This is a genomic window from Scandinavium goeteborgense, assembly GCF_003935895.2.
GTDB lineage: Bacteria > Pseudomonadota > Gammaproteobacteria > Enterobacterales > Enterobacteriaceae > Scandinavium > Scandinavium goeteborgense.
In genome coordinates this window covers 1,545,366-1,571,719 of the sequence record NZ_CP054058.1, presented here as the reverse complement: position 1 = coordinate 1,571,719, position 26,354 = coordinate 1,545,366, and the positions used below count along the sequence as shown (strand labels likewise).

At 45.9% G+C, this 26,354-nt stretch carries 21 protein-coding genes; 1 reads left to right on the top strand and 20 read right to left on the bottom strand.

The features are described from left to right. Positions 1-168 precede the first annotated feature (168 nt). Positions 169-1,173, top strand: a complete 1,005-nt coding sequence (locus A8O29_RS08170) for an NAD-dependent epimerase (protein WP_125352000.1) — start codon at positions 169-171, stop codon at positions 1,171-1,173. A 73-nt stretch (positions 1,174-1,246) separates the two neighbouring features. Here the strand turns inward: A8O29_RS08170 and ugd are convergent, their stop codons facing one another. From ugd to wcaJ, 20 genes are all read right to left on the bottom strand, one after another. Beyond that, the gene (gene ugd / locus A8O29_RS08165) at positions 1,247-2,413 is read right to left on the bottom strand and encodes a UDP-glucose 6-dehydrogenase (protein WP_125352001.1); all 1,167 of its coding nucleotides are present in this window, start codon (positions 2,411-2,413) and stop codon (positions 1,247-1,249) included. A 229-nt stretch (positions 2,414-2,642) separates the two neighbouring features. After that, entirely contained in the window at positions 2,643-4,049 is a 1,407-nt protein-coding gene (gndA, locus tag A8O29_RS08160; RefSeq protein ID WP_125352002.1) for an NADP-dependent phosphogluconate dehydrogenase, read from the bottom strand. A gap of 149 nt (positions 4,050-4,198) precedes the next feature. Then, positions 4,199-5,635 (bottom strand): undecaprenyl-phosphate galactose phosphotransferase, encoded by a 1,437-nt coding sequence (locus A8O29_RS08155; RefSeq protein WP_174081280.1) that lies wholly within the window; start codon positions 5,633-5,635, stop codon positions 4,199-4,201. A gap of 14 nt (positions 5,636-5,649) precedes the next feature. Next, positions 5,650-6,795 (bottom strand): UDP-galactopyranose mutase, encoded by a 1,146-nt coding sequence (gene glf, locus A8O29_RS08150; protein ID WP_125352003.1) that lies wholly within the window; start codon positions 6,793-6,795, stop codon positions 5,650-5,652. Then, the gene (locus tag A8O29_RS08145) at positions 6,792-7,556 is read right to left on the bottom strand and encodes a DUF4422 domain-containing protein (RefSeq protein WP_125352004.1); all 765 of its coding nucleotides are present in this window, start codon (positions 7,554-7,556) and stop codon (positions 6,792-6,794) included. The genes glf and A8O29_RS08145 overlap by 4 nt, the downstream gene beginning before the upstream one ends. Positions 7,557-7,611: 55 nt before the next feature. Beyond that, positions 7,612-8,580 (bottom strand): glycosyltransferase family 2 protein, encoded by a 969-nt coding sequence (locus tag A8O29_RS08140; RefSeq protein WP_125352005.1) that lies wholly within the window; start codon positions 8,578-8,580, stop codon positions 7,612-7,614. Continuing rightward, a complete protein-coding gene (locus A8O29_RS08135) occupies positions 8,573-9,898 on the bottom strand; it encodes a DUF6418 domain-containing protein (RefSeq protein WP_174081279.1) in 1,326 nt (441 codons plus the stop codon). Before A8O29_RS08135 ends, A8O29_RS08140 begins: the two co-directional genes overlap by 8 nt. Continuing rightward, positions 9,899-11,296, bottom strand: a complete 1,398-nt coding sequence (locus tag A8O29_RS08130) for a capsular polysaccharide export protein, LipB/KpsS family (protein ID WP_125352007.1) — start codon at positions 11,294-11,296, stop codon at positions 9,899-9,901. Beyond that, positions 11,271-12,539: a lipopolysaccharide biosynthesis protein gene (locus tag A8O29_RS08125; protein ID WP_174081278.1), complete on the bottom strand. Its 1,269-nt coding sequence runs from the start codon at positions 12,537-12,539 to the stop codon at positions 11,271-11,273. The genes A8O29_RS08130 and A8O29_RS08125 overlap by 26 nt, the downstream gene beginning before the upstream one ends. A gap of 41 nt (positions 12,540-12,580) precedes the next feature. After that, complete coding sequence (gene pseI / locus A8O29_RS08120) at positions 12,581-13,630, bottom strand: pseudaminic acid synthase (protein WP_125354237.1); 1,050 nt, start codon at positions 13,628-13,630, stop codon at positions 12,581-12,583. Further along, complete coding sequence (gene pseG, locus A8O29_RS08115) at positions 13,623-15,161, bottom strand: UDP-2,4-diacetamido-2,4,6-trideoxy-beta-L-altropyranose hydrolase (RefSeq protein WP_125354238.1); 1,539 nt, start codon at positions 15,159-15,161, stop codon at positions 13,623-13,625. The genes pseI and pseG overlap by 8 nt, the downstream gene beginning before the upstream one ends. Beyond that, complete coding sequence (pseF, locus tag A8O29_RS08110; RefSeq protein ID WP_125354239.1) at positions 15,139-15,849, bottom strand: pseudaminic acid cytidylyltransferase; 711 nt, start codon at positions 15,847-15,849, stop codon at positions 15,139-15,141. Before pseF ends, pseG begins: the two co-directional genes overlap by 23 nt. After that, complete coding sequence (gene pseC / locus A8O29_RS08105; RefSeq protein WP_125354240.1) at positions 15,850-17,001, bottom strand: UDP-4-amino-4,6-dideoxy-N-acetyl-beta-L-altrosamine transaminase; 1,152 nt, start codon at positions 16,999-17,001, stop codon at positions 15,850-15,852. Beyond that, positions 17,001-17,999 carry a UDP-N-acetylglucosamine 4,6-dehydratase (inverting) gene (pseB, locus tag A8O29_RS08100; RefSeq protein ID WP_125354241.1) on the bottom strand — a complete coding sequence of 333 codons (999 nt, stop codon included), beginning with the start codon at positions 17,997-17,999 and terminating at the stop codon, positions 17,001-17,003. The genes pseC and pseB overlap by 1 nt, the downstream gene beginning before the upstream one ends. A 373-nt stretch (positions 18,000-18,372) precedes the next feature. Continuing rightward, positions 18,373-19,266 carry a UTP--glucose-1-phosphate uridylyltransferase GalF gene (gene galF / locus A8O29_RS08095; RefSeq protein WP_125354242.1) on the bottom strand — a complete coding sequence of 298 codons (894 nt, stop codon included), beginning with the start codon at positions 19,264-19,266 and terminating at the stop codon, positions 18,373-18,375. A gap of 146 nt (positions 19,267-19,412) precedes the next feature. Next, positions 19,413-20,816 carry a colanic acid biosynthesis protein WcaM gene (gene wcaM / locus A8O29_RS08090; RefSeq protein WP_125354243.1) on the bottom strand — a complete coding sequence of 468 codons (1,404 nt, stop codon included), beginning with the start codon at positions 20,814-20,816 and terminating at the stop codon, positions 19,413-19,415. A 10-nt stretch (positions 20,817-20,826) separates the two neighbouring features. Next, on the bottom strand, positions 20,827-22,047 hold the full coding sequence (wcaL, locus tag A8O29_RS08085) for a colanic acid biosynthesis glycosyltransferase WcaL (RefSeq protein ID WP_125354244.1): 1,221 nt from the start codon (positions 22,045-22,047) through the stop codon (positions 20,827-20,829). Next, positions 22,044-23,324 (bottom strand): colanic acid biosynthesis pyruvyl transferase WcaK, encoded by a 1,281-nt coding sequence (gene wcaK, locus A8O29_RS08080; protein WP_110509537.1) that lies wholly within the window; start codon positions 23,322-23,324, stop codon positions 22,044-22,046. Before wcaK ends, wcaL begins: the two co-directional genes overlap by 4 nt. A 134-nt stretch (positions 23,325-23,458) precedes the next feature. Beyond that, positions 23,459-24,937, bottom strand: a complete 1,479-nt coding sequence (gene wzxC / locus A8O29_RS08075) for a colanic acid undecaprenyl disphosphate flippase WzxC (RefSeq protein WP_133461879.1) — start codon at positions 24,935-24,937, stop codon at positions 23,459-23,461. Between the two features lie 9 nt (positions 24,938-24,946). Beyond that, positions 24,947-26,341: an undecaprenyl-phosphate glucose phosphotransferase gene (gene wcaJ / locus A8O29_RS08070; RefSeq protein WP_110509535.1), complete on the bottom strand. Its 1,395-nt coding sequence runs from the start codon at positions 26,339-26,341 to the stop codon at positions 24,947-24,949. Positions 26,342-26,354: the final 13 nt, after the last annotated feature.

The window sequence follows — 26,354 nt, the reverse complement described above, 5'->3', positions numbered from 1 at the left end:
AGAATTACTATAAGAATAATGCCCGAAGTCCCAATAATTAACCAAAAAAACGGGCTACCCTAATTGTAGATAACGATTATCTTTTTGCGCCAGCTAACGGTATGATTTTGCTTTCAGTTATGCCAGAGCCCAACTGATGCATTTCTGGTCAAAATTTGAGGAAAAAAGATGAAATACCTGGTTACCGGCGCCGCCGGTTTTATCGGCTTCCATGTCAGCGAGCGTTTGCTACAAGCTGGCCATCAGGTGGTGGGGATTGATAATCTCAACGACTACTACGACGTTAACCTAAAACAGGCGCGTCTCGACCTGCTACAGAAGCCAGGTTTCAGCTTCCATAAAATCGATCTGGCTGACCGCGCCGCGATGGCAAGCCTTTTTGCTGACGAGAAATTCGATCGTGTGATTCACCTCGCCGCACAGGCTGGTGTGCGTTATTCGCTGGAAAACCCACACGCCTACGCGGATGCCAACCTGATTGGTCATTTGAACGTGCTTGAAGGCTGCCGCCATAACAAGGTGCAGCACCTGCTGTATGCCTCATCCAGCTCGGTCTACGGCCTGAATCGTAAAATGCCATTCTCGACCGATGATTCAGTTGATCACCCAGTGTCTCTGTACGCGGCAACCAAAAAAGCCAACGAGCTGATGTCGCATACCTATGCCAATCTATACGGTTTGCCAACCACCGGCCTGCGTTTCTTCACCGTCTACGGCCCGTGGGGTCGCCCGGACATGGCACTGTTTAAATTTACCAAAGCCATGATCGAAGGCAAAAGCATCGACGTCTATAACTACGGTAAGATGAAGCGCGACTTCACCTATATCGATGATATTGCGGAAGCGATTATTCGTCTACAGGACGTTATCCCTCAGCCGGATGCCAACTGGACGGTTGAAACCGGATCGGCTGCTAGCAGCTCCGCACCGTACCGTGTCTATAACATCGGTAACAGCTCACCAGTTGAGTTGATGGATTACATCACGGCCCTTGAAGAGGCCCTCGGCACTGAAGCCGATAAGAACATGATGCCGGTACAGCCGGGTGACGTTTTGGAAACCAGCGCAGATACGCAGCCCTTGCAAGACGCAACCGGCTTCAAGCCAGAAACCACGGTGAAAGACGGGGTGAAAAACTTCGTTGACTGGTATCGCGGTTTCTATAACGTCTAATCCCGTTAAGCGTTACGCCGACAACAAAAAGGCCCTTTGATGAGGGCCTTTTTGATATCTGTGCTGCTCGGGCTTAGTCGTTACCGAACAAATCGCGGGTATACACTTTATCCGCCACATCTGCGAGCTCTTCCGCCATGCGGTTGGAGATAATCACATCGGCTTCCTGCTTAAACGCCTCCAGATCGCGAACCACACGCGAGTGGAAGAACTCATCTTCCTGCATCACAGGTTCATAGATGATAACCTGCACCCCTTTGGCTTTGATGCGCTTCATGATCCCCTGAATTGAAGAGGCGCGGAAGTTATCGGAGCCACTCTTCATGATCAGACGATATACGCCGACGACCTTCGGTTTTCGCGCCAGAATAGAATCCGCGACAAAATCTTTACGCGTACGGTTAGCATCAACGATGGCCGAAATCAGGTTATTCGGTACCGACTGGTAGTTAGCCAGCAACTGTTTGGTGTCTTTTGGCAGGCAGTAGCCACCATAGCCAAACGATGGGTTGTTGTAATGGTTGCCAATACGAGGGTCCAGACATACGCCTTCGATGATCTGACGGCTATCAAGCCCCAAGCTCTCTGCATAGCTGTCCAGCTCATTGAAGTACGCCACGCGCATCGCCAGATAGGTATTAGCGAACAGTTTAATAGCTTCGGCTTCGGTGGAATCGGTAAATAAAGTTGGGATCTCTTTTTTGACCGCACCTTCCTGCAACAGAGCGGCAAAACGTTCTGCACGTTCTGAACGCTCACCGATCACGATACGTGATGGATGCAGGTTGTCGTACAACGCACGGCCTTCACGCAGGAATTCCGGTGAGAAAATCACATTGTCGATACCCAGCTCATCTTTAATGGACTGCGTGAAACCCACCGGGATAGTGGATTTGATGATCATCACCGCATTTGGGTTGAACTCCACCACGTCACGAATGACTGCTTCAACACTTGAGGTATTAAAGTAGTTGCTCTTCGGGTCGTAATCAGTCGGGGTCGCGATGATCACATAATCTGCATCACGATAGGCATCCTGCTTGTCGGTCGTGGCGCGGAAGTTTAGCGTTTTGGTTGCCAGGTATTCTTCAATCTCTTTATCTGCAATCGGCGATTTCTTCTGATTGAGCATATCCACTTTGGCCTGCACGATATCCAGCGCCACCACTTCGTGGTTCTGTGCAATCAGAATGCCGTTTGAGAGGCCAACATAACCTGTACCGGAAATTGTAATTTTCATTAGAACGCAACTTTATTCAGTTAACGGTGAAGATGGCACCTGGCCATCACGATAAACAATAGCTGTTGGGGTTTTACCTCTAGCGCAAAGGCACTGTCAAGGCGAAGCCCTTCAATTCACCTGTTGTTGCGGCGACATTCAGACTACTTCGAATAAATACGCGATTTTTGGTTAAAAAAAACCCGGAGACAAGGCCCCGGGCTTCCTTTCATTTGTTGCTTAATTCAGATTATTCCATCCACTCGGTATGGAATACGCCTTCTTTATCAGTGCGCTTGTAGGTGTGCGCGCCGAAGTAGTCACGTTGAGCCTGAATCAGGTTTGCCGGCAGAACTTCTGCACGGTAGCTGTCATAGTAGGCAATGGCTGCGGAGAAGGTTGGGACAGGAATACCGTTCTGTACCGCATAGGCAACAACATCACGCAGCGCCTGCTGGTAGTCGTCAGCAATCTTCTTGAAGTACGGCGCCAACAGCAGGTTCGCGATGTCTGCATTTTCAGCATACGCATCGGTAATTTTCTGCAGGAACTGGGCACGAATGATGCAACCTGCACGGAAAATCTTCGCGATTTCGCCGTAGTTCAGATCCCAGTTGTTTTCGTTGGACGCCGCACGCAGCTGAGAGAAGCCCTGCGCGTAAGAAACGATTTTGCCCAGGTACAGTGCGCGACGCACTTTCTCAACAAACTCTGCTTTATCGGCTGCTGGTTTTGCCTGTGGCCCGGTCAGCACTTTAGAGGCCGCAACACGCTGATCTTTCAGAGAAGAGATATAACGCGCGAAGACAGATTCAGTGATCAGTGACAGTGGCTCGCCAAGATCTAGTGAGCTCTGGCTGGTCCACTTACCGGTACCTTTGTTGGCCGCTTCATCCAGAATCACATCGACCAGGTAAGTCCCTTCTTCATCTTTTTTAGTGAAGATATCTTTGGTGATGTCGATCAGGTAGCTGTTCAGCTCGCCGTCATTCCACTCGGTGAAGACCTGAGCCAGTTCTTCGTTAGAGAGCTTCAGACCGCCTTTCAGCAGAGAATAGGCTTCAGCAATAAGCTGCATATCACCATATTCGATGCCGTTATGGACCATCTTCACATAATGACCCGCACCGTCTGGACCGATATAGGTCACGCATGGTTCACCATCTTCGGCCACGGCCGCGATTTTGGTCAGGATTGGGGCAACCAGTTCGTAAGCTTCTTTCTGACCGCCAGGCATGATAGATGGGCCTTTCAGCGCGCCTTCTTCACCACCGGAAACACCGGTACCGATGAAGTTGAAGCCTTCTGCAGACAGTTCGCGGTTACGACGCACGGTGTCCGGGAAGTAGGAGTTACCGCCTTCAATGATGATGTCGCCTTTTTCCAGGTAAGGCTTCAAAGATTCGATGGCTTTGTCCGTGCCCTCGCCCGCCTTCACCATTAACAGGATGCGGCGTGGTGTTTCCAGAGACTCGACGAATTCCTGCACCGTGAAGAAAGGAGCCAGTTTCTTGCCTGGATTCTCGGCAATCACTTCTTCAGTTTTTTCACGGGAGCGGTTGAAGATGGAGACGGTATAACCACGGCTTTCGATGTTGAGCGCCAGGTTGCGCCCCATCACTGCCATACCGACGACGCCGATCTGTTGCTTGGACATTACATACTCCTGTCAGGTGTGGATACCCCGTAGACATTGAGTCTGCGGGTCAAAAGTGAAGGACATGTTAACTCAGGTTGTAGGGCCGAAGGTAGCAATTGATGTCGTCTTCAGAGTAGTAACAGTCAACTCATTTCTTGATAGAACAATCAATAAGCACCGTCGCGATGTAGCACAACTTTGACCGTTTTAAATAAAATAGCGATGTCATTCCAGAGCGACCAGTTTTTGACATACCACGAATCAAAATAGACTCGCGTGTCGTAATCCACATCATTACGTCCACTCACCTGCCAAAGCCCGGTCATCCCTGGTTTGGCCATCAGATAGTAATCAACATCTTGATCATAACGGCACAACTCTTCAGAAATGATAGGACGTGGACCTACCAGACTCATCTGCCCTTTCAATACGTTGAACAACTGCGGAAGTTCATCAAGGCTGGTCTTACGGATAAAACGTCCAACAGATGTGATTCGTGGATCGTTTTTTAATTTAAAATCACGGTCCCATTCAGCACGTGCATCAGGATCGGTATCCAGTAAGTGTTGCAGTACTTCCTGAGAGTTCATCACCATCGAGCGGAATTTATAACATGGGAACATCTTTCCATGTCGGCCAACACGCATATGACCATAAATGGCCGGCCCACCGTCACGGGTTACTTTGTACCAGAGATAAATCAGTAATGGCGATGACAGCAATATGATGAGTATGGAGCATACAATATCAAATGTACGCTTAAGAAAACGCGATGTTCTCTTTGCCAGATTGTTATGTATACGCAGCAACATCACTTCATGACTGAAAATAAACGACATATCCGTATTGTAAAGCGGGAGTCCACGTAGCGATGGAATCACCGTGACCGAACGGCAGTCCTTTTTAGACAGTTCACGCAGCCAGAGGATGGTTTTATCACTGTTGTCCATTTCAAAAGCAACAATGAAATGGATATCCCCTGTTTTCTTAAGCTCCCAAAGGGTATTGGGATCTTTCAATAACGGTAGGCCCTGCACAGTATCATCACAACATTCGTGGTCATAAAAAGCGACAACCTCGAAACCAAGCATTTCTTCGCTATGAAGTGCATAGAAAGCTTCAACAGCATTTTTACCGCTGCCGAGAATGACCGTCTTTTTCTTCCAAATCCCAAAGCGGTTCAGGAGATGCTTTGTCATCGCTCTGAAAAAAGGTAAAAGAATCAGTGCGAAAGTCCAGCAGAACACCCAAATATAACGAGAAAATTGCCACTTCGAAAATGCAACCAAAGCTAGATCAAATATGGCAAAAATGATGATTGTTCGGAAAATTTCCTTTAACTCAAACCAAAATGGCTTGCGGTAAGAATAGTGTCGTAGACGTATCCAAAACCATCCTACACAGATTAAACCAAGGACCAGATGTGAAATAATACGCATTTCTAGTTGAGTATCTGGAATGAAACGATATATATCATTAAAAATCCAGTATACGCACCCGATAGAAAGCGCCATCGAAACGTTAAAAAATATAAAATCCGATGCAGCCAAACAAATTTTACAGAGTAAAGGATTATATTTATTTAAAAAATTATCCGTATCCATCGCAATACCTGATGTCATCGTGGGTTGATATTAAATACAGGCATCTGCTCCTGATTTTTATGGCAATCTATATACCTGCGAGCAACATCAATAGCTTCACGGATAGTAACATCCATATCCAAATATCGATAGGTACCTAAACGCCCTACGAAAGTAGTATGTTTTAATTGCATTGCCTTATCAAGATAACGGTTTAGCAACTCTTTTTCTTTTACCATTCGGATTGGGTAGTAAGGAATATCATCGGCAGTGCAAAAACGACTAAACTCCCGGTAGCATGTCGTATCATCATGACTTTCCCAAGGTGAGAAATACTTGTGCTCGGTGATACGCGTAAACGGAATATCTTCTTCACAGTAATTAATAACAGCAGTCCCTTGATAGTCACCTTTTTGAGAAAATTTCTCAAAATCAAGAGTCCGGTAACCCAATCGACCTTCGCTGAAACCAAAATATCCATCGAGGGCACCTGACCAAAACACATGCTGATATTTGTCACTATTTTCAGGGTTAAACTCTGTCTCTGTTTTAATTTCAATCAACTTATGATTCAGAATTTTGGCAATCATATCAGTATAGCCATCTTTCGGCATACCCTGATATTTATGATTAAAATAATTATCGTTGTAGTTAAAGCGGACAGGTAATCTTTTTAAAATGCTTGCCGGAAGTTCAGTCGGTTCACAACCCCATTGCTTGCGAGTGTATCCTTTGAAGAAAGCTTCATATAACTCACGACCGATCATACTAATCGCTTGTTCTTCAAAATTCTGAGGATCAACAATAGACTTATCAGCCTTCGATGCAATAAACTCACGCGCTTCGTCAGGGCGCAGCGTTTTATTAAAGAACTGATTAATAGTGTGAAGATTCACCGGTAAGAGATATACATTGCCTTTATACACAGCTTTGACTCGGTTCGTGTATGGCATGAATTCAGAATACTGATTAACAAAGTCCCATACTTCGCTGTCATCAGTATGGAAAATATGAGGGCCATAGACATGAAGCATTACATTGGTTTGGGGATCACGTTCTGAATGACAGTTACCCGCGATATGGTTACGTTTATCGAAAACTACCGATGCCACGCCTTTTTCGGCTAACAATCGGGCAATAACTGCACCAGAAATACCTGCACCAACAATAGCTACTTTCATTTATTACCCCAGAAATGTCGTTTTAATAATCCAATGCCTTTTAACAGCAAATTCTCGCCATCTATATTAACCACTGGCAAATACTTAATTTTCAGCCGGTCGCGTTGGTGATGAAGCCAAACGTTGAAAAGGCGCTCAGCCATAAAACCAAAAACACGCTTTTGGTAAGCGTCATAATCTTGATAAGGGATTTCTTTTTCAAGCGCAAATAATACCGGGAAAAGCCAAGCAAAGTACTGGTCTATTAATGACTTCTTGCAAACGAACATATTGTACAAACTGATTTTGGTACCACCCAAAACATGATCAAAATCGACCAAATAATCAGGATGCTGTCGTGCTATTTCATCACGAAGCTGGATATAGTCAGAGTCATGATGAGCATTAATGTAATGGCTTTTTATCGAGGTGATAAAATAATTTCGCGGTTTGGAAACCAAGATATCTGCATTTTTTAAGCATTTTTCTAGCTCATCAGATGACGCTATATTTTTACCCTTGACTTGTAGAGCATTACTTTTTGAGGCGAAATACCTACGGTAATGCGCTAAACCGACAACTTCATCCTGAGAATTTTTCCAGATCCAGTAGGCGGCTGTCAATTCACAAAAAGAAGGGTTGAGATGTGAGATATTTTCGCCTTGGCAATCCTGTTCATATTCATGCGCAATTGCTATATTTGAATTCCCAACTTTCAAAGGTACAAATATTTTCTCATCAGGAAAATCGAATTTCTTATGAGATACTATAAATACTTTCATTCTTTACCTATACATTTGTGACGTCACTGGCCATGTTTTATTTCTATTTACGACGCTATTTTTTTGCAAACTTATACAAAATGCTAAATAGATAAAAACCAACACATTTCATTTTTATAATAAGAAAACATAGTTTATCAACCATGCTTGCATTTGATGATAGAACCGAACCGATCGGATAGGTAGAAAACTTTGACATAATTTTATCGTAGCTCATATTAAAAGCATCATCCAATGGTTCATGGTCAGACATTTTAAACAAAGTTATCAATGCACTGCGGGAAAGATGGGCTACACAAGCATAAAAATGAGACATGCCATTTGGCCAGTCTATTGTTTTTTCTTCAAGGATATCAAGAGCTTTAATGAGGTCTATATTTCGGTTCAAATCTGAATTAGTCAATGAATCTTTTCGAACTCTGTAATAATACAACGGTATATTAGTTTTCACAATAATTCTTGCCTGAGAATTAAGTAAAGGAACTGTTACAGAGTCCTCATAAATTAAACCTACAGGAAAAAGGTTATCCTTATAAAAATGACGACGTGTCACACGTAACCAAGGATAGTTATGCATCGCAGAAAGAGTCTTTGGTAGTACTAGATTGAAATCACGATCTGAAATATTAAAGCAATTTGCATTTGGATCAGTGCCATCATAAAATTTCTGATAGGCATAAATGAAAGTGTCAGCCTCCGAATACTTTGCGAAGGCTAATGAAATATAATTAAAAAATTCTGTGGAAACAAAGTCATCAGGATCAAGGCAAGAAATGAAGATTCCTCTTGCGCGTTCAATCCCATAGTTTCGGGCTGATGATACTCCACCATTTTCTTTAGTTAGAAGAACAACTCGATTATCATTACTTGCAAGTCCAGTGAGTATTTCTAAAGATTCGTCAGTCGACCCATCATTAACAAATATAATTTCACATGATAATTTGCATTTTTTAAATGGCTCGTAGAATTGGCGCAAATATGCTGACACATTATATACGGGGATGACAAAAGAAAAATCACACATTGGAGCGCGCTCTCCTATTTCTTGTATGCGCAAAAAATGCAAATATTAACGGAAAAAGGAGCAGTATAATTTTCCACTCAAAAAGAAGGTAAACACGACCCATTAAAACAAATTGAATTGCAATGTTATAGACTTTCATTGCTATAAACAGCAAAAGGTAATCTTTATTCTTTAATGTATACGCGGTAAACCATAATGCAAGAGAAAGGAAAAGTGCAAGAACCGAGCAAATAACAAGCGATAAGAAAGGGCCAAAAAAGAATAGAATATTAGCGGGAAAGGCCATTGTTAAAGCAATACCTGCGTCTTGATAAATAGAGAAAAGTTTATACGGCATCACTTTGCTCATTAAATATAACATTCCAGTCTCTTCAGGCTGCGCATCTATCCCCAAGAGATGCTTTGTTATATTTTCAAATTCAAAATCGCCTGCTCCTGATACATCGCTAAGTCCCCACCAGATTTGACTTTGAGCTGCAATTCGAGTCTTCAGAGACGCTAATGCAAGTGAACTATCACCAGAAAGTGAGAAATAACTCGCCCAAACTAATAATACAAAAAAACACCCTAAGATCAAAAATAAGACAATATTTTTAGCGGAAAAGAAATTTTTACTTATTTTAATGTGAGAAGTAATGAAGAAACAAATACTAAAGAATAACAGCATCTGAAAAATACCAGTAAATTTCTCCCCAACTAAAATTTGAGAAATAACTCCCAAGAAAAATATTGCGAGAACATATTTTTTCCTTTTACTGGCATAGATACCCCCAAGTATAAAACTTGACTGCTCAACGAAAAGTCTTACCAGATTACCCCATGATGGTGCAATATTATTCCAGTAATAAAACCGATCTTGCGCGAAATCACTTGGCCGGCCATAATGCAACGAAATAAACATCACAACTAATGTCGCACATAATACAATACCCGGATAAATCCTTTCTATTAAAGAGTTAATAACAAATGAAGAGTTTAAACCAACATGAATTCTTTCATTTAATAGACGATAGATACCACTCGCAATTAACAATGTAATAGAAGCAAGGCTGACATTGATTGCTGTAGTACCATTTAGTGTCGACATAGAGCCGAGCTCAGGCAAAAATAATCCGGACTCGAGAATGAGTCCACTTAAGGCGGTCGTCAAAAAAGCCCATAAGAAAAAACTACAAATGATGAAAAAAGATTCTCTTCTATACAAAAAATAAAATAGCAGAAGAATATAACAGACCACGGTTATGACATTTAATATCTCTGATCCAGTTGAGATAATACTTAATAGGTAAAGACTTACCCAATACAGCAGCAATAGCATTTATCGCCCCTTCACGCTATGCAAAATTTGCGTAGCAACTGTATCAATAAAATCCGAGCCGGTTGCGGCGCCATAACTAATTGTTAATGGGAAACAAAGTGAGTCGTAAGCATTCACAAATTTGATATTATATTCAGAGTAATCAGCATGCATATTCGATACCATATGCTTGACTGCTTCATCAATGTTTTTATAGCCAGCACACTGATAAACTAACGGGTGGTTCATATAAAACACGTCGCCAAAAATAGCAACTGGCTTATTCATTAATACAGCTTCATATCCAACAGTGCTTGTTAATGTGAAAACACCCAAAGATTTTTTTATCAACTCTTTTGAATTCAAATTGGGATTTGCAAGCTTAACATTTGGTAACTTAATTATTTTTTTGTAAAACTCGAACCCTTCATAACCCGTTGCAGAAATATGATCTTTCACAACCAAATATTGACCATGTGGAAGACTAAATGCCAAATTACGAATTAAATTATACTCGTCGTAATATTTTGCAAGAATTGAGGTCGATGATTCTGGATGATAATGCAAAGGATATAGATAAAAGGGTTGTGAAGTAAGGTCATTAGAAAACATATTCTTTATTTTCTTTACACAAACCCAACGCTTGATCTCTCTGAGATTCATATAGAAACTTTTCAGCAATGGATTTCCGACTTGAAATAAGTCATTGTTGCCCCAAATACTATGCCTAATTGTCTCAGTAATAATAGAGAAATCGCGCTTCTTGAAAATTTTACTCATGAAGTTAACAGAGGATAACCCATTATTTTTCATATAATCAGGTTGGATATGCTGGATATTATCAATGTAATTTTTAACTTCGGCTAACTTTTCTTCATCAGGTACAGGCAAAGTGGCTAGCAATGCAGTAATATCTTTCGCTAACTGGTCATCCAAAGAGGAAAATAACGACTTCCCAGGTAACCGACTTGCAGTTAAACCTATGTATTTTACTCCATATTTTCTCGCAACTTCGTTTGCAGTATATGCTAAGCCATTTGATACATTTTCATAGAAGATAAAATCAAATAATTCCTTGGAAAATAATTTTTCAAAGAAAACATATAAATCATTCGATACATTTCCCCAAAAATTGAACTGTTGTGAATTTACCGAGTGATAATAATTATCACGATCGAAGTCGGCATGTACGTTCCACTTATTATATTCTGCCTGCGGCTTGCCATCGAAATTATTTTTTCTAATGTATTCTTCGAAAGATACAATCCTGCAGTTTATTTCTCTTAACTTGTATTTATTTATTGAAAATTCACTATCAGTAACAATAGTTATATCTAATCCTTTTTCGATTAGCGCCATTGCCAGTTTTTTAAATACAGGGGAAAAAATAGCATTATTTATTAAAATGACGCCCTTCACTATTGAACTCCTTAATAAAAGACAAGTACTTAGCAGCGAGCATAAATAGGTTTGCTCCAACCAAAGCAATGAGTATAGGAAGCATTCCTGTTCCCGGCAAACACTTCACCCCAATAAAAGAAATAATAACGAACAATAACAATGCGATAACATTAATAAGGATTATAGATATATCTTTCTTTCTTGAATACAATGCATAATGATAAGGCATTGAAATATTCAACAGGGAAGAAGTCAGCACAATAAGAAAATACCAACTAAAGTGCTCAATATAATCAACCTTCCCAGTAAGCCTGATCATCAAATAGCATGCTGGAATAGACATGGCAAAGAGTACGAAATTGTAGAAATATATTTTTCTCTTAAAAGTGATAAAAGCGACTTGTATTTTTTGCCTATTCCCTTCTTGTATGGATTTGACCAACGCGGGATAGTATCTCGTCACGACCAGTACATCTATGACAGCCTGAACAGCAGAAGATATTCCAAAAAAAAACACATATACCCCCAGGTTTGGTGAGGATATAAAGTGAACAGCAATGACCTTATCCAGATAGTTTATTGCCCTAAGACAAAGAGTGCCAAGAAAGAAATAAAATGATGTTTTCACACCACTACTCAGCCATGCAAAATCCAACTTAAAATCAGAAAATTTAACGCTTTCAAACTTAGAAATAAAGAAAGAAGAAACCATTACTGAGAATAATGAAAATAATAGCCACAGATAGAAAATTTGTTTCAGGTCAATTAATTTATAAAACAGCAACGGCACACATATATAGCACCATAGTCCTGAACGAATTAATAATATAAAATTGGCGGTAGTGATTTTTTCTTTAATTATTAATACACGATAGCACTCCTGTGACAAATGTTCACACACTGTGAGTGCAAATAAAACCCCACCAACCCCCGAAACACCAGATAATGATAATAACCCTGGCCATACAAAAGCTAAAAGGCAATAACTTAAAAGAAAAAAAGCCGCTTGGTTAAATAATATATTTCCAGTATTTTTCTTTACTTTTGGATCAAGCATTTCCCGAGTAGAATAAACGTAAAAATCTAATCCAACGAAATAAAGTGAGATGACGATTATGCTAACAAATAACCCATAGTCACCAACATCCTTTACTGTCAAATATCTTGCAATCGCCAACATTAATAGAAACTTCCCGCCAAGAGCAGTAATTCTCAAGGAAAGATCAAAAAAAGAAGACGGTGCTTTAATTCTCTGTAACATTAAACCAACTCCGTAATAATCTGCCCTCCCTGGCCCGTGAATCAGTTAAAATAAATGTCCTTGAGAGGAGTACCTTTCGTCAGGTTCCTGTTGGCTACTTTATTTATTACTTCTTCATAATATTTCGGTGCTAACCCATATCCAGGGCGTATGCTTTTCACATTTTCGCTGGTAAGCTTTTCACCTTTTTTGATGTCTTTAACAACGTAAAGAGAACGACGGAATTTTACGTTCCCCTTCTCACTTTCTTTCCGCTCATAATTCACAGCACCTAACGCCATCCAGGCTGTTTTGGCATCGCGGCACAGTGCTACCAATTCTTCGGGCTCCAATGAAAAACTGTCATCTGGGCCTCCACCATTACGATCGAGGGTGACGTGTTTTTCTATAACATTGGCGCCTAAAACTACAGAAGCTATTGCTGTTGTATTATCGATAGTATGGTCAGACAAACCCGTGATAACACCAAATCTATTTGCCATATCTGGGATAGTAGCAAGATTGTAATCTTCAGCAGGGGCTGGATATCCACTTACACAGTGCAATACGACAAGCTCCTTGCAACCTCCCTCACGGGCAGCGTCGATAGCTTCCTGAATTTCTTGCTCATCAGCCATCCCAGTTGAGATGATCATTGGTTTGCCAGTTTTGGCGACATACTTGATCAAAGGAATATCAATAGCTTCAAATGAAGCAATTTTATAGGCAGGGGTATCTAGTTCTTCAAGCAAGTCTACCGCTGTAAAATCGAATGGACTACTGAAAATAGTGATACCAAGCTCTTTTGCTTTTTCAAATAACGGTTTATGCCATTCCCATGGCATTTGTGCACCTTTGTACAGATTGAATAAAGTCTGGCCATCCCATAACCCTCCGTGGATTTGAAAGTCTTCGGAGTCACAGTCAATAGTGATGGTATCTGCACGATAAGTTTGTAGTTTTATTGCATCAGCGCCTGCTGCTTTAGCTTCTTCCATAATCTTGAAGGCGCGATTTATGTCACCGTTATGATTAGCCGAAAGCTCGGCAATAATATAAGGAGGATGGTCTTTACCAATCTTGCGGCCATCAATAGTAATAAACTCATTCATTATTTTTCTCACTAATAAACTCGCCAGAAGAAATTTTCTTTAATCCAATGGATTCAAAAAGCTTTTGTGAAGCATGATTTTCAGGTAACACTGTCGCCAGTAAATTGACACTATTATGCAGCATTATTAAACGCTTAATTGCAGCACTGGCAATACCTTGACCATGGCATTCAGTTGTCAAAAAAATTGAAATTTCAAGTTCTGCGTTCTTATGCTCAACGGGGTCTAATCTTATAACACCACAACGCGTACCATGCTCAATAATATAAAAATGGGAATTTTCATCCTTCAACTTTTGCCGCATCCAGGTGACATGATTCTGGTACCGCGGTACTTCTGGGTTACGGGCATACTGACGAGTTTTTGGCTCACACTGAAGGTGGTAGACAAAATCGATATCTTCCTCTATCGCGTGCCGCAACGTCACATTTTTGCCATCTTTTGCAGGTAACAATATCATTTCCTGAATAACCCGGGTAAGCCCCAAGCCGTCGCAGATTTCCGCTGCAAGAAGTCGTTGAACATGGTAACCCGACACAAGTTCATTAAACGCATCACAAAGGGTATCTTCTTCAATTTCATCTGAATGTAAAACAATTGCCCCGACTTCAGCAAGGTTAGCAGCTATGGTTAACTGATTGTCTGCAATTGCAACATTTATCGCAGGTAATCCCAACACGCAGCGTTCCCAGGTTGTTCCCCCCATTGCTCCTATGGCGAAATCATGTTCTAACATAAGTTCAGCCATATTTGATACATTGCTCAGAATATCTACATTGTATTTTGACTGTTGTGTCTGCGCACGTATTGCATTTTGGTTGGGACATGCGGCACCCAAAATCACTGTGATTTTATCGATAAACGGATAATCACCATTTTCCAGACAACGCAGTACATTTCCCGTGACATTATGCGCATCTACTCCGCCCATCGTTACTAACAATGTCTTCGGTACGTTTACCTGTGCTTTACGTGCGATGGATAACTTTCTTAATGCTGAAAATGTCGGACTAAGAAGCGCGAACTTTGTTCCAGCTAAAATTTTGCCACGATGTTTATTTAAGGAAAAATACTCTTTTGCATCACGCTGAAAGGTTTGGTCTATAATTAAATCGCAGTAATGTTGACGATTACACAGGTCATCGACAACGACTAGTCGAGCTAAAGGGAAATGCTTTTTAACATGAATTTCCCATTCACTGTCGAGTGAATAGTGATCGACAATGATAATATCTGGTATGCAGTTTTGTTGCTCTACAATATTAATAAAACTTTCAGCATCATCTAATTGACTGCCATTTAGCCAAGCTTTTTCATCTCGGATATAATTATCAGATGCAGATACACTATTGATGACTATTGTTTCAAAACCATCGGCTTCGATTTTTGGGATGATATTGCCATTATGGTTTTTAGAAACGAAAAAACAGTGTAGACCTAGCGTCCTCAATAACTTAGCCAAATTGAGGCATCGGATAATATGTCCAGAGCCTATTGATAGAGACGAATCAACTCGTAGAAAGACATTCATTTTTGAACTCCATGGCCTTAAACAACCATTCGGCTACCCGCCAATCCTCTGGTGTATCAATGTCCTGTACTCGCTCACGTGGCAACTCTATTGAATATGAGTCAGCACTAAAAATTGGTTTTTCATTGCACCATGCCTCTGATGTGCCCCAATAAAATTGTCCTGCATCGTGCCAGGATTCTTCGAGGTCTTGAGAACGGACATGAAACATGTCAGGTGAAAACATACTTATCTGTTGTTCTTCACTCACTTTCAAAGCACGCTGAATAGGATAAGGGTACCTTGCCACCGTGAAGGCATAATCGCCAGCTCGTTCTTGAAGGGTTAGCAAACCACCAGCAATATCTGTTGAACTTATAAAAGGTGCGGTAGCGTAAATGCAGCACACAAAATCTGCCGCACAACCATTTCCCATCAACCATTCAGTCGCATGACGAATAACAGGAATAGTACCCGCGAAATCATTTGAGAGTTCTTCAGGCCGCATAAATGGCACTTCGGCCCCATACTCTCGAGCTACCGCAGCTATCTCTTCGTCATCAGTCGATACAATGATTCGATCAAAGACACCGCTCTTTCGAGCGGCGTCAATAGACCAGGCAATCATTGGTTTCCCACAAAAATCTTTGATATTTTTACGCGGGATACGCTTACTGCCACCGCGAGCAGGAATGATTGCCACATTCATTTAAAAAAACTCCCGAATGCTTTTGATAACGAAATCTTGTTCTTCATCAGAAAGCGTTGAATACATCGGAATACTGATTGCACGGGAATAATAATCTTCAGCTACCGGATAATCGCCCAACTTATGCCCTAACTGCTCATAGTAAGGTTGGGTATGAACCGGAATATAGTGCACGTTCACGCCAATCCCTTTATCACGCAAGTAATCGAACAGTGGTTTACGTTGCGCAGGATCGTTTACCGTCAGAGGATAGAGATGCAACGCGCTGTAGCCGCTTTCTGATTGTTGTGGGGTAGATACCGGCACACCGTCAAACGCAGTGTCATAGCGTTTCGCCAGTTCATGGCGACGAGCTACGAAACCATCAATACGTTTCAGCTGACTAACGCCTAATGCCGCCTGTAACTCAGTCATACGGTAATTCAGGCCCAGATCAACCTGCTGATAATACCAGCCACCTTCCGAAGGTTTTGTCATCTTATCGCTGTTACGAGTGATGCCATGGCTGCGGAACATCTGCATTTTATCAGCCAACGAATCATCGTTCGTCAGTGACATACCACCTTCAGCAGTCGTGATAATTTTTACTGGGTGGAAGCTAAGAATAGTGATATCGGCAAAGCGTGAGTTACCGATTTTAGCGCCCTGATAATTCCCGCCGATTGCATGAGAAGCGTCTTCTATGATTGCAAAGCCATACTCTTTTGCCAGTTTATGGATTGCTTCCATCTCACAAGCCTGTCCCGCAAAAGCAACCGGAACAACGATTTTCGGCAGTTTATTCTGTGCTTTCGCGGTTTTCAGTTTCTCTTCCAGTGCACTGACACTCATGTTGTAAGTCTGAGGATCGATATCCACAAAACTCACATTCGCATCGCAATAGAGTGCACAGTTAGCAGAGGCAACGAACGTGTTCGGTGACGTCCATAACCAATCACCCTTCTTCAGGCCCAGCGCAAGGCACGCAATATGTAGGGCCGAGGTCGCGCTATTCACTGCCACAGCATGCTTAACGCCTACATATTCGGCGATAGCGTGTTCAAACTGCGGAACGCAAGGCCCTTGCGTTAAGAAATCAGATTTAAGAACATCCACAACCGAACGGATATCCTCATCTGAGATATCCTGCCGTCCATAAGGGATAAATTTCATTAGATGTTGCCTACTTTCTCACGGTTTTCTTCGATCCACTGGCTAAGCTCTTCAATGCTCATCCATTCCGGGTTGCTGTCACTCTCATAAACGAAACCTTCCGGCACTTTTTTACCGTCTTTGATACGTTCCGGTGAATCACACCAGTTGTGAATAGCTGGCAGGATTTTGAAATGCTCCGGGTATTCATAGGTGTAATAAGCATCTTCGGCGCTGATCATCTGCTCATGCAGTTTTTCACCAGGACGGATACCGATAACTTTCTGTGCTGCTTCTGGCGCTACGGAAGTTGCGACATCAACAACTTTCATTGAAGGAATCTTCTTAACGTAGATTTCACCACCAACCATGTCGTTGAATGCATGCCATACCAGTTCAACACCCTGCTCCAGGGTAATCATAAAGCGGGTCATACGATCGTCGGTAATCGGCAATTCACCTTTATCTTTAATAGACAGGAAGAAAGGAATCACCGAACCACGTGAACCCATTACGTTACCGTAACGCACTACGGCAAAGCGGGTTTTGGTTGCACCGGAGTAGGAGTTACCTGCAACGAATAATTTATCTGAAGCCAGTTTAGTTGCACCATAAAGGTTAGCAGGGCTGCTTGCTTTATCGGTGGACAGAGCAACAACACGTTCAATGCCTTTATCAATACAGGCATCAATAACATTCATTGCGCCATTGATATTCGTTTTAACGCATTCGAACGGATTATATTCTGCAGTTGGGACAATTTTGGTGGCTGCGGCATGTACAACGAAGTCAACGCCATCAAGCGCACGGTGGAGACGCTCTTTATCACGCACATCACCAATGAAGAAACGAATACGGCTTTCATCTTTAAAATGCTTCGCCATTTCCCACTGCTTCATTTCATCACGAGAATAGATAATAATCTTTTTCGGATTATATTTTTCTAAAGTCATGCGCACAAATTTATTGCCAAAAGAACCAGTGCCACCGGTTACCAGAATTGTTTTATTATCAAACATATTATTCACCAGAACGTTTACTCTATATTAGTTTGCTACAATATTGACCAATTGTAACCCAAGCAAGACTGTATCCAGGACACGCTACCGCCCCTGGCTCAACAGCTACCAGTGCACTGCACGAAAAGTCAGTATGTCATTTGGCTCCATGGCTAAATTTCAACCATAAGCCCCATCAATCGAATCCAATATTGTGGTCTTAAATACGCCTCAAAACAAGGGGAAATCCCATCAATACGGTACAAAATTGAATGTATCACTACCAAATTTAGTCATTGATTTTAAACGCAAAAAACGGCAGTGAGGTCACGATTGCGCAATTACGCATCATAACCTCCCCTGCCGTTTAGTCTGGCTTAACGTGCTTTACAAATCAGTCAACCAGTAGCTTCTTAATGCTGTCTCTGAACTTCGCACCTTCATTCAGGTTGCGCAGTCCGTATTTCACGAAGGCCTGCATATAGCCCATTTTCTTGCCGCAGTCGAAGCTGTCGCCCGTCATCAGCACCGCATCGACAGACTGTTTTTTCGACAGTTCGGCAATCGCGTCGGTTAACTGCACACGGCCCCACGCGCCGGGTTCCGTTTTTTCCAGCTCGGCCCAGACATCTGCGGACAGGACATAACGACCAACGGCCATTAAGTCAGAATCCTTGATCTGGTTCTGTTCCGGCTTTTCAATAAAATCAACGATACGGCTGATTTTACCTGCAACTTCCAGAGGCTCTTTGGTTTTGATCAGCGAGTATTCGCTCAGATCGCCTTCCATGTGTTTCGCCAGCACCTGGCTACGGCCGGTTTCATTGAAACGCGCCACCATTGCAGCGAGGTTGTAACGCATAGGATCGGCGGTCGCGTTGTCCAGCACGATATCTGGCAGGACGACCACAAATGGGTTGTCACCGACAATCGGACGAGCACAAAGAATAGAGTGGCCCAGACCCAGCGGCTGTGCCTGACGCACATTCATGATGGTCACGCCCGGCGGGCAAATGGCCTGTACTTCTGCCAGCAGCTGACGCTTAACGCGCTGCTCAAGCAGTGACTCGAGTTCGTACGAGGTGTCGAAGTGGTTTTCTACCGCATTTTTAGATGCGTGAGTGACCAGAACGATTTCTTTGATCCCTGCAGCAACAATCTCGTCGACAATGTACTGAATCATTGGCTTATCGACGATCGGTAGCATTTCTTTCGGAATGGCTTTCGTGGCAGGAAGCATGTGCATCCCGAGGCCAGCTACCGGAATAACTGCTTTCAAATTAATCATTATCATGTCCACCTATGAATGGTTGGAGAATTATAGCCAGTCGGAACGTTTTATCCAGCATGTTTTTTTGATGATACCCGGCAATATTTGATAAAACCTCGGGGTTAATCTGATAGTTGCGGCAATATCCCAGGAATCGTCGTATTTTATTTCCCCGGTAGTCTAAAATTTATCCCGGTTGCGTTAACGGTGTGCTGATCCACCCGGTCGATGTCCACCGAACGCTGCCCTTTTTCATTCACTGCCTTTATGTTTGCCAGGGAGAGCAACGTGTCCTGACGAGCCATAAACTTGCCGCGAATGTCTTTGCGCAGGTCAAAATTCATCGACAGCGCGGGGCCACGGTCGGCATCCTGCATCACATTGATATTGCGCATAAAGAGGTGCTGCGGCTTGTTGTGCAGCTCCAGTGAGGCGCGTTTGAGGTCGAGGTTGGTTATCGCTACAAACGACTGCGCATTGCCCGATGAAATCTGGATCCCACGCAGTTTGTACGCCAGCCCGGTATTGTCCATTTGAATATCATTGAGCTTGAAGTTCTGCGGGATCGAGAGGTAGTTGCCTTTGATGACACCGTAACCAATCAGCATGCCAGCACTATTTTCCATTGTGACATTATCAATAATGAAATTATCACAGCCGTAAATTGCCACGGTGGCATTATCAATGCCCGCCTTCTTGCTGAACTCGGGAGTGATATTTTTGGCTTTCACATTACGGATAATAAAGTGTTTGCCGTTCTCGACGTGAACCAGCTGTCGGCAGTTGCTTCCGGTGATGTTCGCGACGACAAAGTTCTTCACCGCCTGCTCTTCCGGATAGCCGTTGTCGTACGTGCTTCCCGCCAGGCCGATGCCGATGCCCCAGTTAATTTTGCCGTTGGTGCAGTTGATGTTGTCGATAACGTGGTCAGAAATCAGGATATTTTTATCGTTGATCGCCACATTCCACTCGATGGCGTCACCCTGCAAATGGGTGAATCGGCTGTGCGTTATCTTTACGCCGTCAAACTGGTTATGGAAGCCCTGCCGCAGGATGCCGTAGTTGGCTTTAGTAATGACAATGTTGTCGATGAGCAAGTTACGCATGGTGCGCTTGTCTTTGCCGCCGATGTAAATCTGCGCCACCGGCCCGTAGCCGCTGAGGGTCACGCCCTGAATCACGCAGTCGGAGCCGCGCACATCGAGGCAGATATTGTCCAGGCTGCCCTTTTCACCGATGATTTTGCAGCCGTCCTGTAACGCGACTCGCCCACGGCCATTGCCTTTCAGCGCCCCGCTAACCTGCAGCGTTTTCCCCGGTGGGATGATGATCCCGGTGTTGATGTTGTCGCACACCACACCTTCCGGCACTTCAACCACGTCGCTGTCTTTAAACGCATCGTTGAAGGCGCGGATCCAGTCATTGCCGGGGTTATAATTGCGGATATCAGCGGCATCGTTACGCCCCAATGCAAGGGCTGCGGGGCTATTGATGAGTGGCAGTGCGGCCAGCGCAGAGCTGGCCCCAAGGAAGGCGCGGCGTGATAGGGTAAACTTGTTGTCCGTCATGCAACCTCTTTTACAGCGTTTGCAGCAGGCTGGCTAACTGTTGATTAATCACCTGCTGGTTGAATTCAGTTTCGACTTTTGCCCGTGCTTTGGTCACGACCGGTTGCAACGCCTGTTGATCGAACCCACCGAACGCGCTGAGCCGGTCGGCCAGGGATGCCGCGTCATTCTCAGGCACGAGCCAGCCTGACTCTCCGGCATCAATGAGTTCCGGAATACCGCTGTGAACGGTGGACACCACCGGAATGCCGACCGCCATCGCTTCCATCAACGCGACCGGAATACCTTCCATATCGCCATCGGCCCCGGTGACGGACGGCAGCAGAAAGACGTCGGCCTCGTCCAGCATCGCTTTTACTTCATGACTTGGCTTAAAGCCCGGCATCTCAATCACGTCCTCGAGCTGATACTGCTCGATGAGCGTGCGCAGGCGACGTTCCCACGGGCCAATGCCGAGAATGCGATAGTGGAAGCGCACGCCACGCTGCTTGAGCTGGCGACAGGCTTCGATCGCCACATGCAGCCCTTTCTTCTCGGTCAGACGCGCAACCGAAATGATTTGCAGCGTCTCATCCGGGGCTTTTACCGGACGCAGGGCGAAGCGTTCCATGTTGACGCCCATTCTCGACACCACGATTTTATCCGCCGGGCAGCCCATACCTTGCAGGCGTTCGGCCCACAGGTCGCTTATCGGCAGCATTAAATCGCCACGGCGGAACAGCTGCTGATATTCAGGCGTGTAATGGGTGAGAACGTCCCGGCTCGAAACGTCGATGCCGTGGAACACGGTCGCAATTTTGCCGCGCAGCACACCCAGTTCCCGCAGTTTGGCGGCGGTGACGCCTGCCGGGCCAAAGTGCGCGATAAACACATCGGCGCTGAACGGCGCACTATTTTGCGCCGTGATAGAAGACAGGATCAGGTTACGCGCCTCGTCACCGTAGCGGCTGGCATTCAGCGCGCGCCAGGTGGCCCCGCGATGCAATCCCTTCAGGGTGTTGATCGCGCGATAACGCAGTTTGGCCAATTTGCCCACCGGCTCATCCTGCAGCCAGCGGGTTTTCTGCGCCAGACCGTAACGCGTGTAAGCCTCATGAGTGTTATTCATGTCGCCCTTCAGCAGCGCGACAATTTCCACGTCGTAACCCATTTCGATAAACGCGACGATCTGATTTAAGACGAAGGTTTCTGACGACAATGGGAATTTTAACAGGAAGAAACCAACCTTCATTTCCCCTCCCCGATGCGGTCGAGGACAGATTTGACCATCGCGATGCCGGTTTGGCGTTCGGCCTTCACGGCCACGCGCAGGCGTTCATTGATCGCCGGAAGCTGACCGAGGGTGTCGGCCACCATCGCACTGAGGCTGCCGTCCAGCAGGTGACGAATATCGATGGCCATTTCCGGCATCCCGAGCTGCTGCATGATCCCGGCGGATTTATGTTCGTAGTTGATGGCAATCGCCGGGGTGTCGAAGTTCATCGAGATAATTGCGGAGTGCAGTCGCGTACCCACGGTCAAATCACAGGCGCCAAGAATTTTGCCCATTTCCAGATCGTTGAGTTCGTCCATCACCACGTGATAGCGCGACGGATCGCTGATGTGTTTGTGCAGGTTCAGCGCCACCATGCGGTCGTCTTTGTTGTAACTGTCAATCCCGGTACAGGTTGAGAGCGCAACCACCTGATAACCAGCGTCGATAATGCGGTTCACCACGCCTGCAAACGCCTCTTCATAGGCCTGCTGCGTGGTGCCGAGACGCTTATCAAACGGGGCCAGTTCGCGCAGGGTGACGGCCACCGTTTTTTGCTGGCCGATTTTGTTCAGCCAGTGTTCCACGGCATAGCTGGGGGTGTAGTCCTCATCGTGATGATCGACCAGCCAGGCGGTATCAACGCCCTGCTCCACTTTGGCGGTGGTGATTTCACTGCGCTGCATCAGATTCAGGCTGACAGATTCACGCAGGATCAGCGCGTCGCACTGGCCGAAAACGTAGTTCGCCAGTTGGTTAAACTGCGGGTCCTGGAACGGGCCAACGCTGTGGCCAATCATGTACAGCGGCTTTTTGGCCATGAAAGTACAGAGCGCGTGTTCGAACTGCGGTGCGCCGTACAGGTCAACGAAGAACGAGCCGCCAACCTGAATAATCGCATCGTAATTGCCGAGCAGACGGACAAAATCGGTAAAGCCCTGGGCGATGGCGATGTTGCGCAGTTTGCCGCTGTCGGTCACGCGAGAAAGCAGGACCTGATGCTGGTAGCGACGACGCAGGACTTTTTTCACGCGCCCCATCACGCCCGCCGCGCTGTTGTGCTGTTTCATCTGCGTGTAAAGCGGATCGCCCATCACCGGGCGATTGAGCAGCCAGGAAGAACTCACCGGGTAGCGGCTCATAACGTCCACTTCTGCGTCTGGATTCAGGGTATTAATGGCGTCCAGCAGGCCGCGCAAAATGGCGCTGTCGCCACGGTTGCCACAGGTGTGGTTGCCAAGGATCAATAATTTCATGTGTGACCTCTTAATCGGGGTTCTTAATCCATCGGGTGCGGCCAGATGCCTTCACGCCGGTCCTCTCAAGGAAAGGGAGAAACAATATTGTGTAGGCCCGGCAAGCACAGCGCCGCCGGGCAAAAGACTTATTGCTAACCGGCCCGCAGCAGCACTTTCATTTTTTCGCTGCGGCACAGCTGGCGCTTCATTTCCACCACCAGAGGATGGCGCGAAAAAAGAATCATCAGCGCGAAAGCCAGCGCACCGGCACCAATCTGAATCACCAGCAACAGCGGCAAGGACATCGTGCCATTCAGCGCCACGCCGAGGCCGTAGCTCACCGCCAGCGTCGGCAGCGACAGATATAACGGCAGCCATAAGCTCAGGATGTACTGGCGATAGCTGGAACCCAGCACCGGTTTGATCATCACGAAGTAGCTCAGAATGGTATTCACCACCTGCACCAGCAGGAAGCCGAGCGTTACGCCGAGCGCGCCCGCCACATGCCCGCCAATGATAATCGCCGGGATGAACAGGAAGGTTTTGAACACATTGAATTTAAAGCTGATATCAACGCGGGCTTTCGCCATCAGCAAGGAGCCAATCGGGTTGCCGACGGAGCGCAGTAAACCCACCACGCACAGCAGTTGCAGGATTGGCACAATGCTGACCCACTTCTCACCGAACACCAGTGGCACCACGTTGTTGCTGACCACCATCAGGCCCAGCAGCACCGGGAAGTTGATGATGCCGACAACCGACAGCAACTTGTAAAAGTTGACGCGCAGCTTGGCGGTGTCGTCCTGAATTTTGGCAAAGGCCGGGAACAGCACGCGGGTGATAATCGGGTTGAGTTTCATCGGCGGCACCACCGCAACGTTGTAGGCCAGGTTATAGCCGCCCGCCACGCTCGCGCCGAGAATACGCGCCAGCACCAATGTAGACAGGTTGGTATTGACGTAGTTAATGATGCTGTCGGCGGTCAGCCATGCGCCAAAACGCAGGTTCGATGAAACCGAGGCCAGCGAGAAATGCAGGCCCGGACGATAAATCCGGCGGCCAAACCAGCCGAACAGCAGCGTACGCACAGCGCTGTTGACCAGATAACCGAGAATTGCGGTCATCGCCAGCGGCCAGAAATGGGCACTGACCACGGTAAAGGTGAAACCGGCCAGCACGGCAGAAGTTTCAATCATGCCAATCTTGCTGAATTCGAGCTCTTTTTGCATCAGCGCGCGGAACTGCTGCCCGTGCGGAATCACCACGAAGGCAAACGACAGCGTACGCATCAGTGGTGCCAGGTCCGGGTTATGCAACACCTCGGCAATCACGCCACTCAGGGAAAACACCAGCGCAAACACCACAATCCCCAGCGCTACGTTCAGCCAGTAAAGCGTGGTCAGTTCGAGATGGCTAATTTCTTTGCGCTGAATAATGGAGTTGGCGATGCCGAAATCCGACAGGGTATCCGCCAGGGCGATGATCACCAGCGAGACCGTCAGCAGGCCGAACTGATGATTGTCGATGATCCGCGCCAGCACGGTCATCTGCACCAATCCCAGACCGATGATGACCACCGTGGCCATAGCGGACCATTTCGCGCCGCTGATGGTTTTCTCTCTCAGGCTCATGTCACTACCTCAATATGCTGCTTTGTTGACAAAGCCTTTGAAAATCGTCAGGAAAACGATGCGAATATCGAACCACAAGCTCCATTCACGGATATATTCCAGGTCGAATTCGATACGTTTTTCCATTTTTTCCAGGGTGTCGGTTTCTCCGCGCCAGCCGTTAATCTGCGCCCAACCGGTAATGCCCGGTTTGACTTTGTGGCGCAGCATGTAGCCTTCAATCAGCTGACGATACTGTTCGTTATGCGCCACCGCGTGCGGACGCGGGCCGACAATGGACATCCCGCCAGTCAACACATTAATGAACTGCGGCAGTTCGTCGAGGGAAGTACGGCGCAGGAAGTTACCGACGCGGGTGACGCGTGGATCGTTTTGCGTTGCCTGCGTTACCACCGCGTCGTTTTCCATGACGCGCATAGAGCGGAACTTCCACACTTTAATGGCCTTGCCGTCCATGCCGTAGCGGGTCTGACGGAAGATTACCGGGCCCGGCGAAGTGATTTTCACCGCCAGCGCGATACAGGCCAGCACCGGGGAAATCAGCAGCAGAATCATCGTCGCCAGCACGATGTCTTCCAGGCGTTTAATCACGCGGTTCAGACCGGACAGCGGCGTGTCGTACAGAGGCACCACCGGCACGCCGTTCACTTCGTCGATACGGGAATGCAGAATGTTAAAGGTGAACACGTCGGGAATGAGGATCACCGAACAGGTGGTGTCAGCCAGTTCGCGCACCAGGTCTTTAATGCAGGCTTCGTCTTTCATGGTCAGAGCAATGTAGACGTTATGAATCTTGCCCGCGCGTGCATCTTCCAGCAGCTGCTGATAGTTGCCCGCCCAGTCGGCATTCACGCCGCCCGGTTTAGGATCGTGATAGCTGCCCACCACGTCAAAGCCCAGCCACGGCTGATTGCGGAAGCTATCCAGCAGCACCTGTCCCGCCGGCATATCGCCTGCGACGGCCACCTGGCGAATGTTATAGCCGCGGTTGCGCAGCCAGCCCACGCCGAAACGGATAAACGCCCGGCAGGCCACCATGCCGCAGGTACTCAGCAGATACCAGGCCAGCCAGACCGCCGGGCTGTTATTGAAATCATCATTGAAGGCCAGCACACCGGCACAGAGGATCAGCGCCAGGGTCCAGTTTTGCAGGAGTAACAGCAGCTCGGTGGTCATGCGCACGCCGCGCCACGAGCGGTAAAAATCAGTCATACCGCCAATCATCTGAAACGCCACCAGGGTGACCAGCGCCATCATCAGATGCATGTAGGAAAACGGCAATGCTGCGCCTTTGCAGACCACCCACAGCCCACCAAACATAATGGTAATGTCGGAGAATCGCTGCACCATTGAAATTAACGATGCATTCGTTTTGGCTCGCTCGCGCTTTCTTAGAGTCGTCATCGTTGTTCCTGTT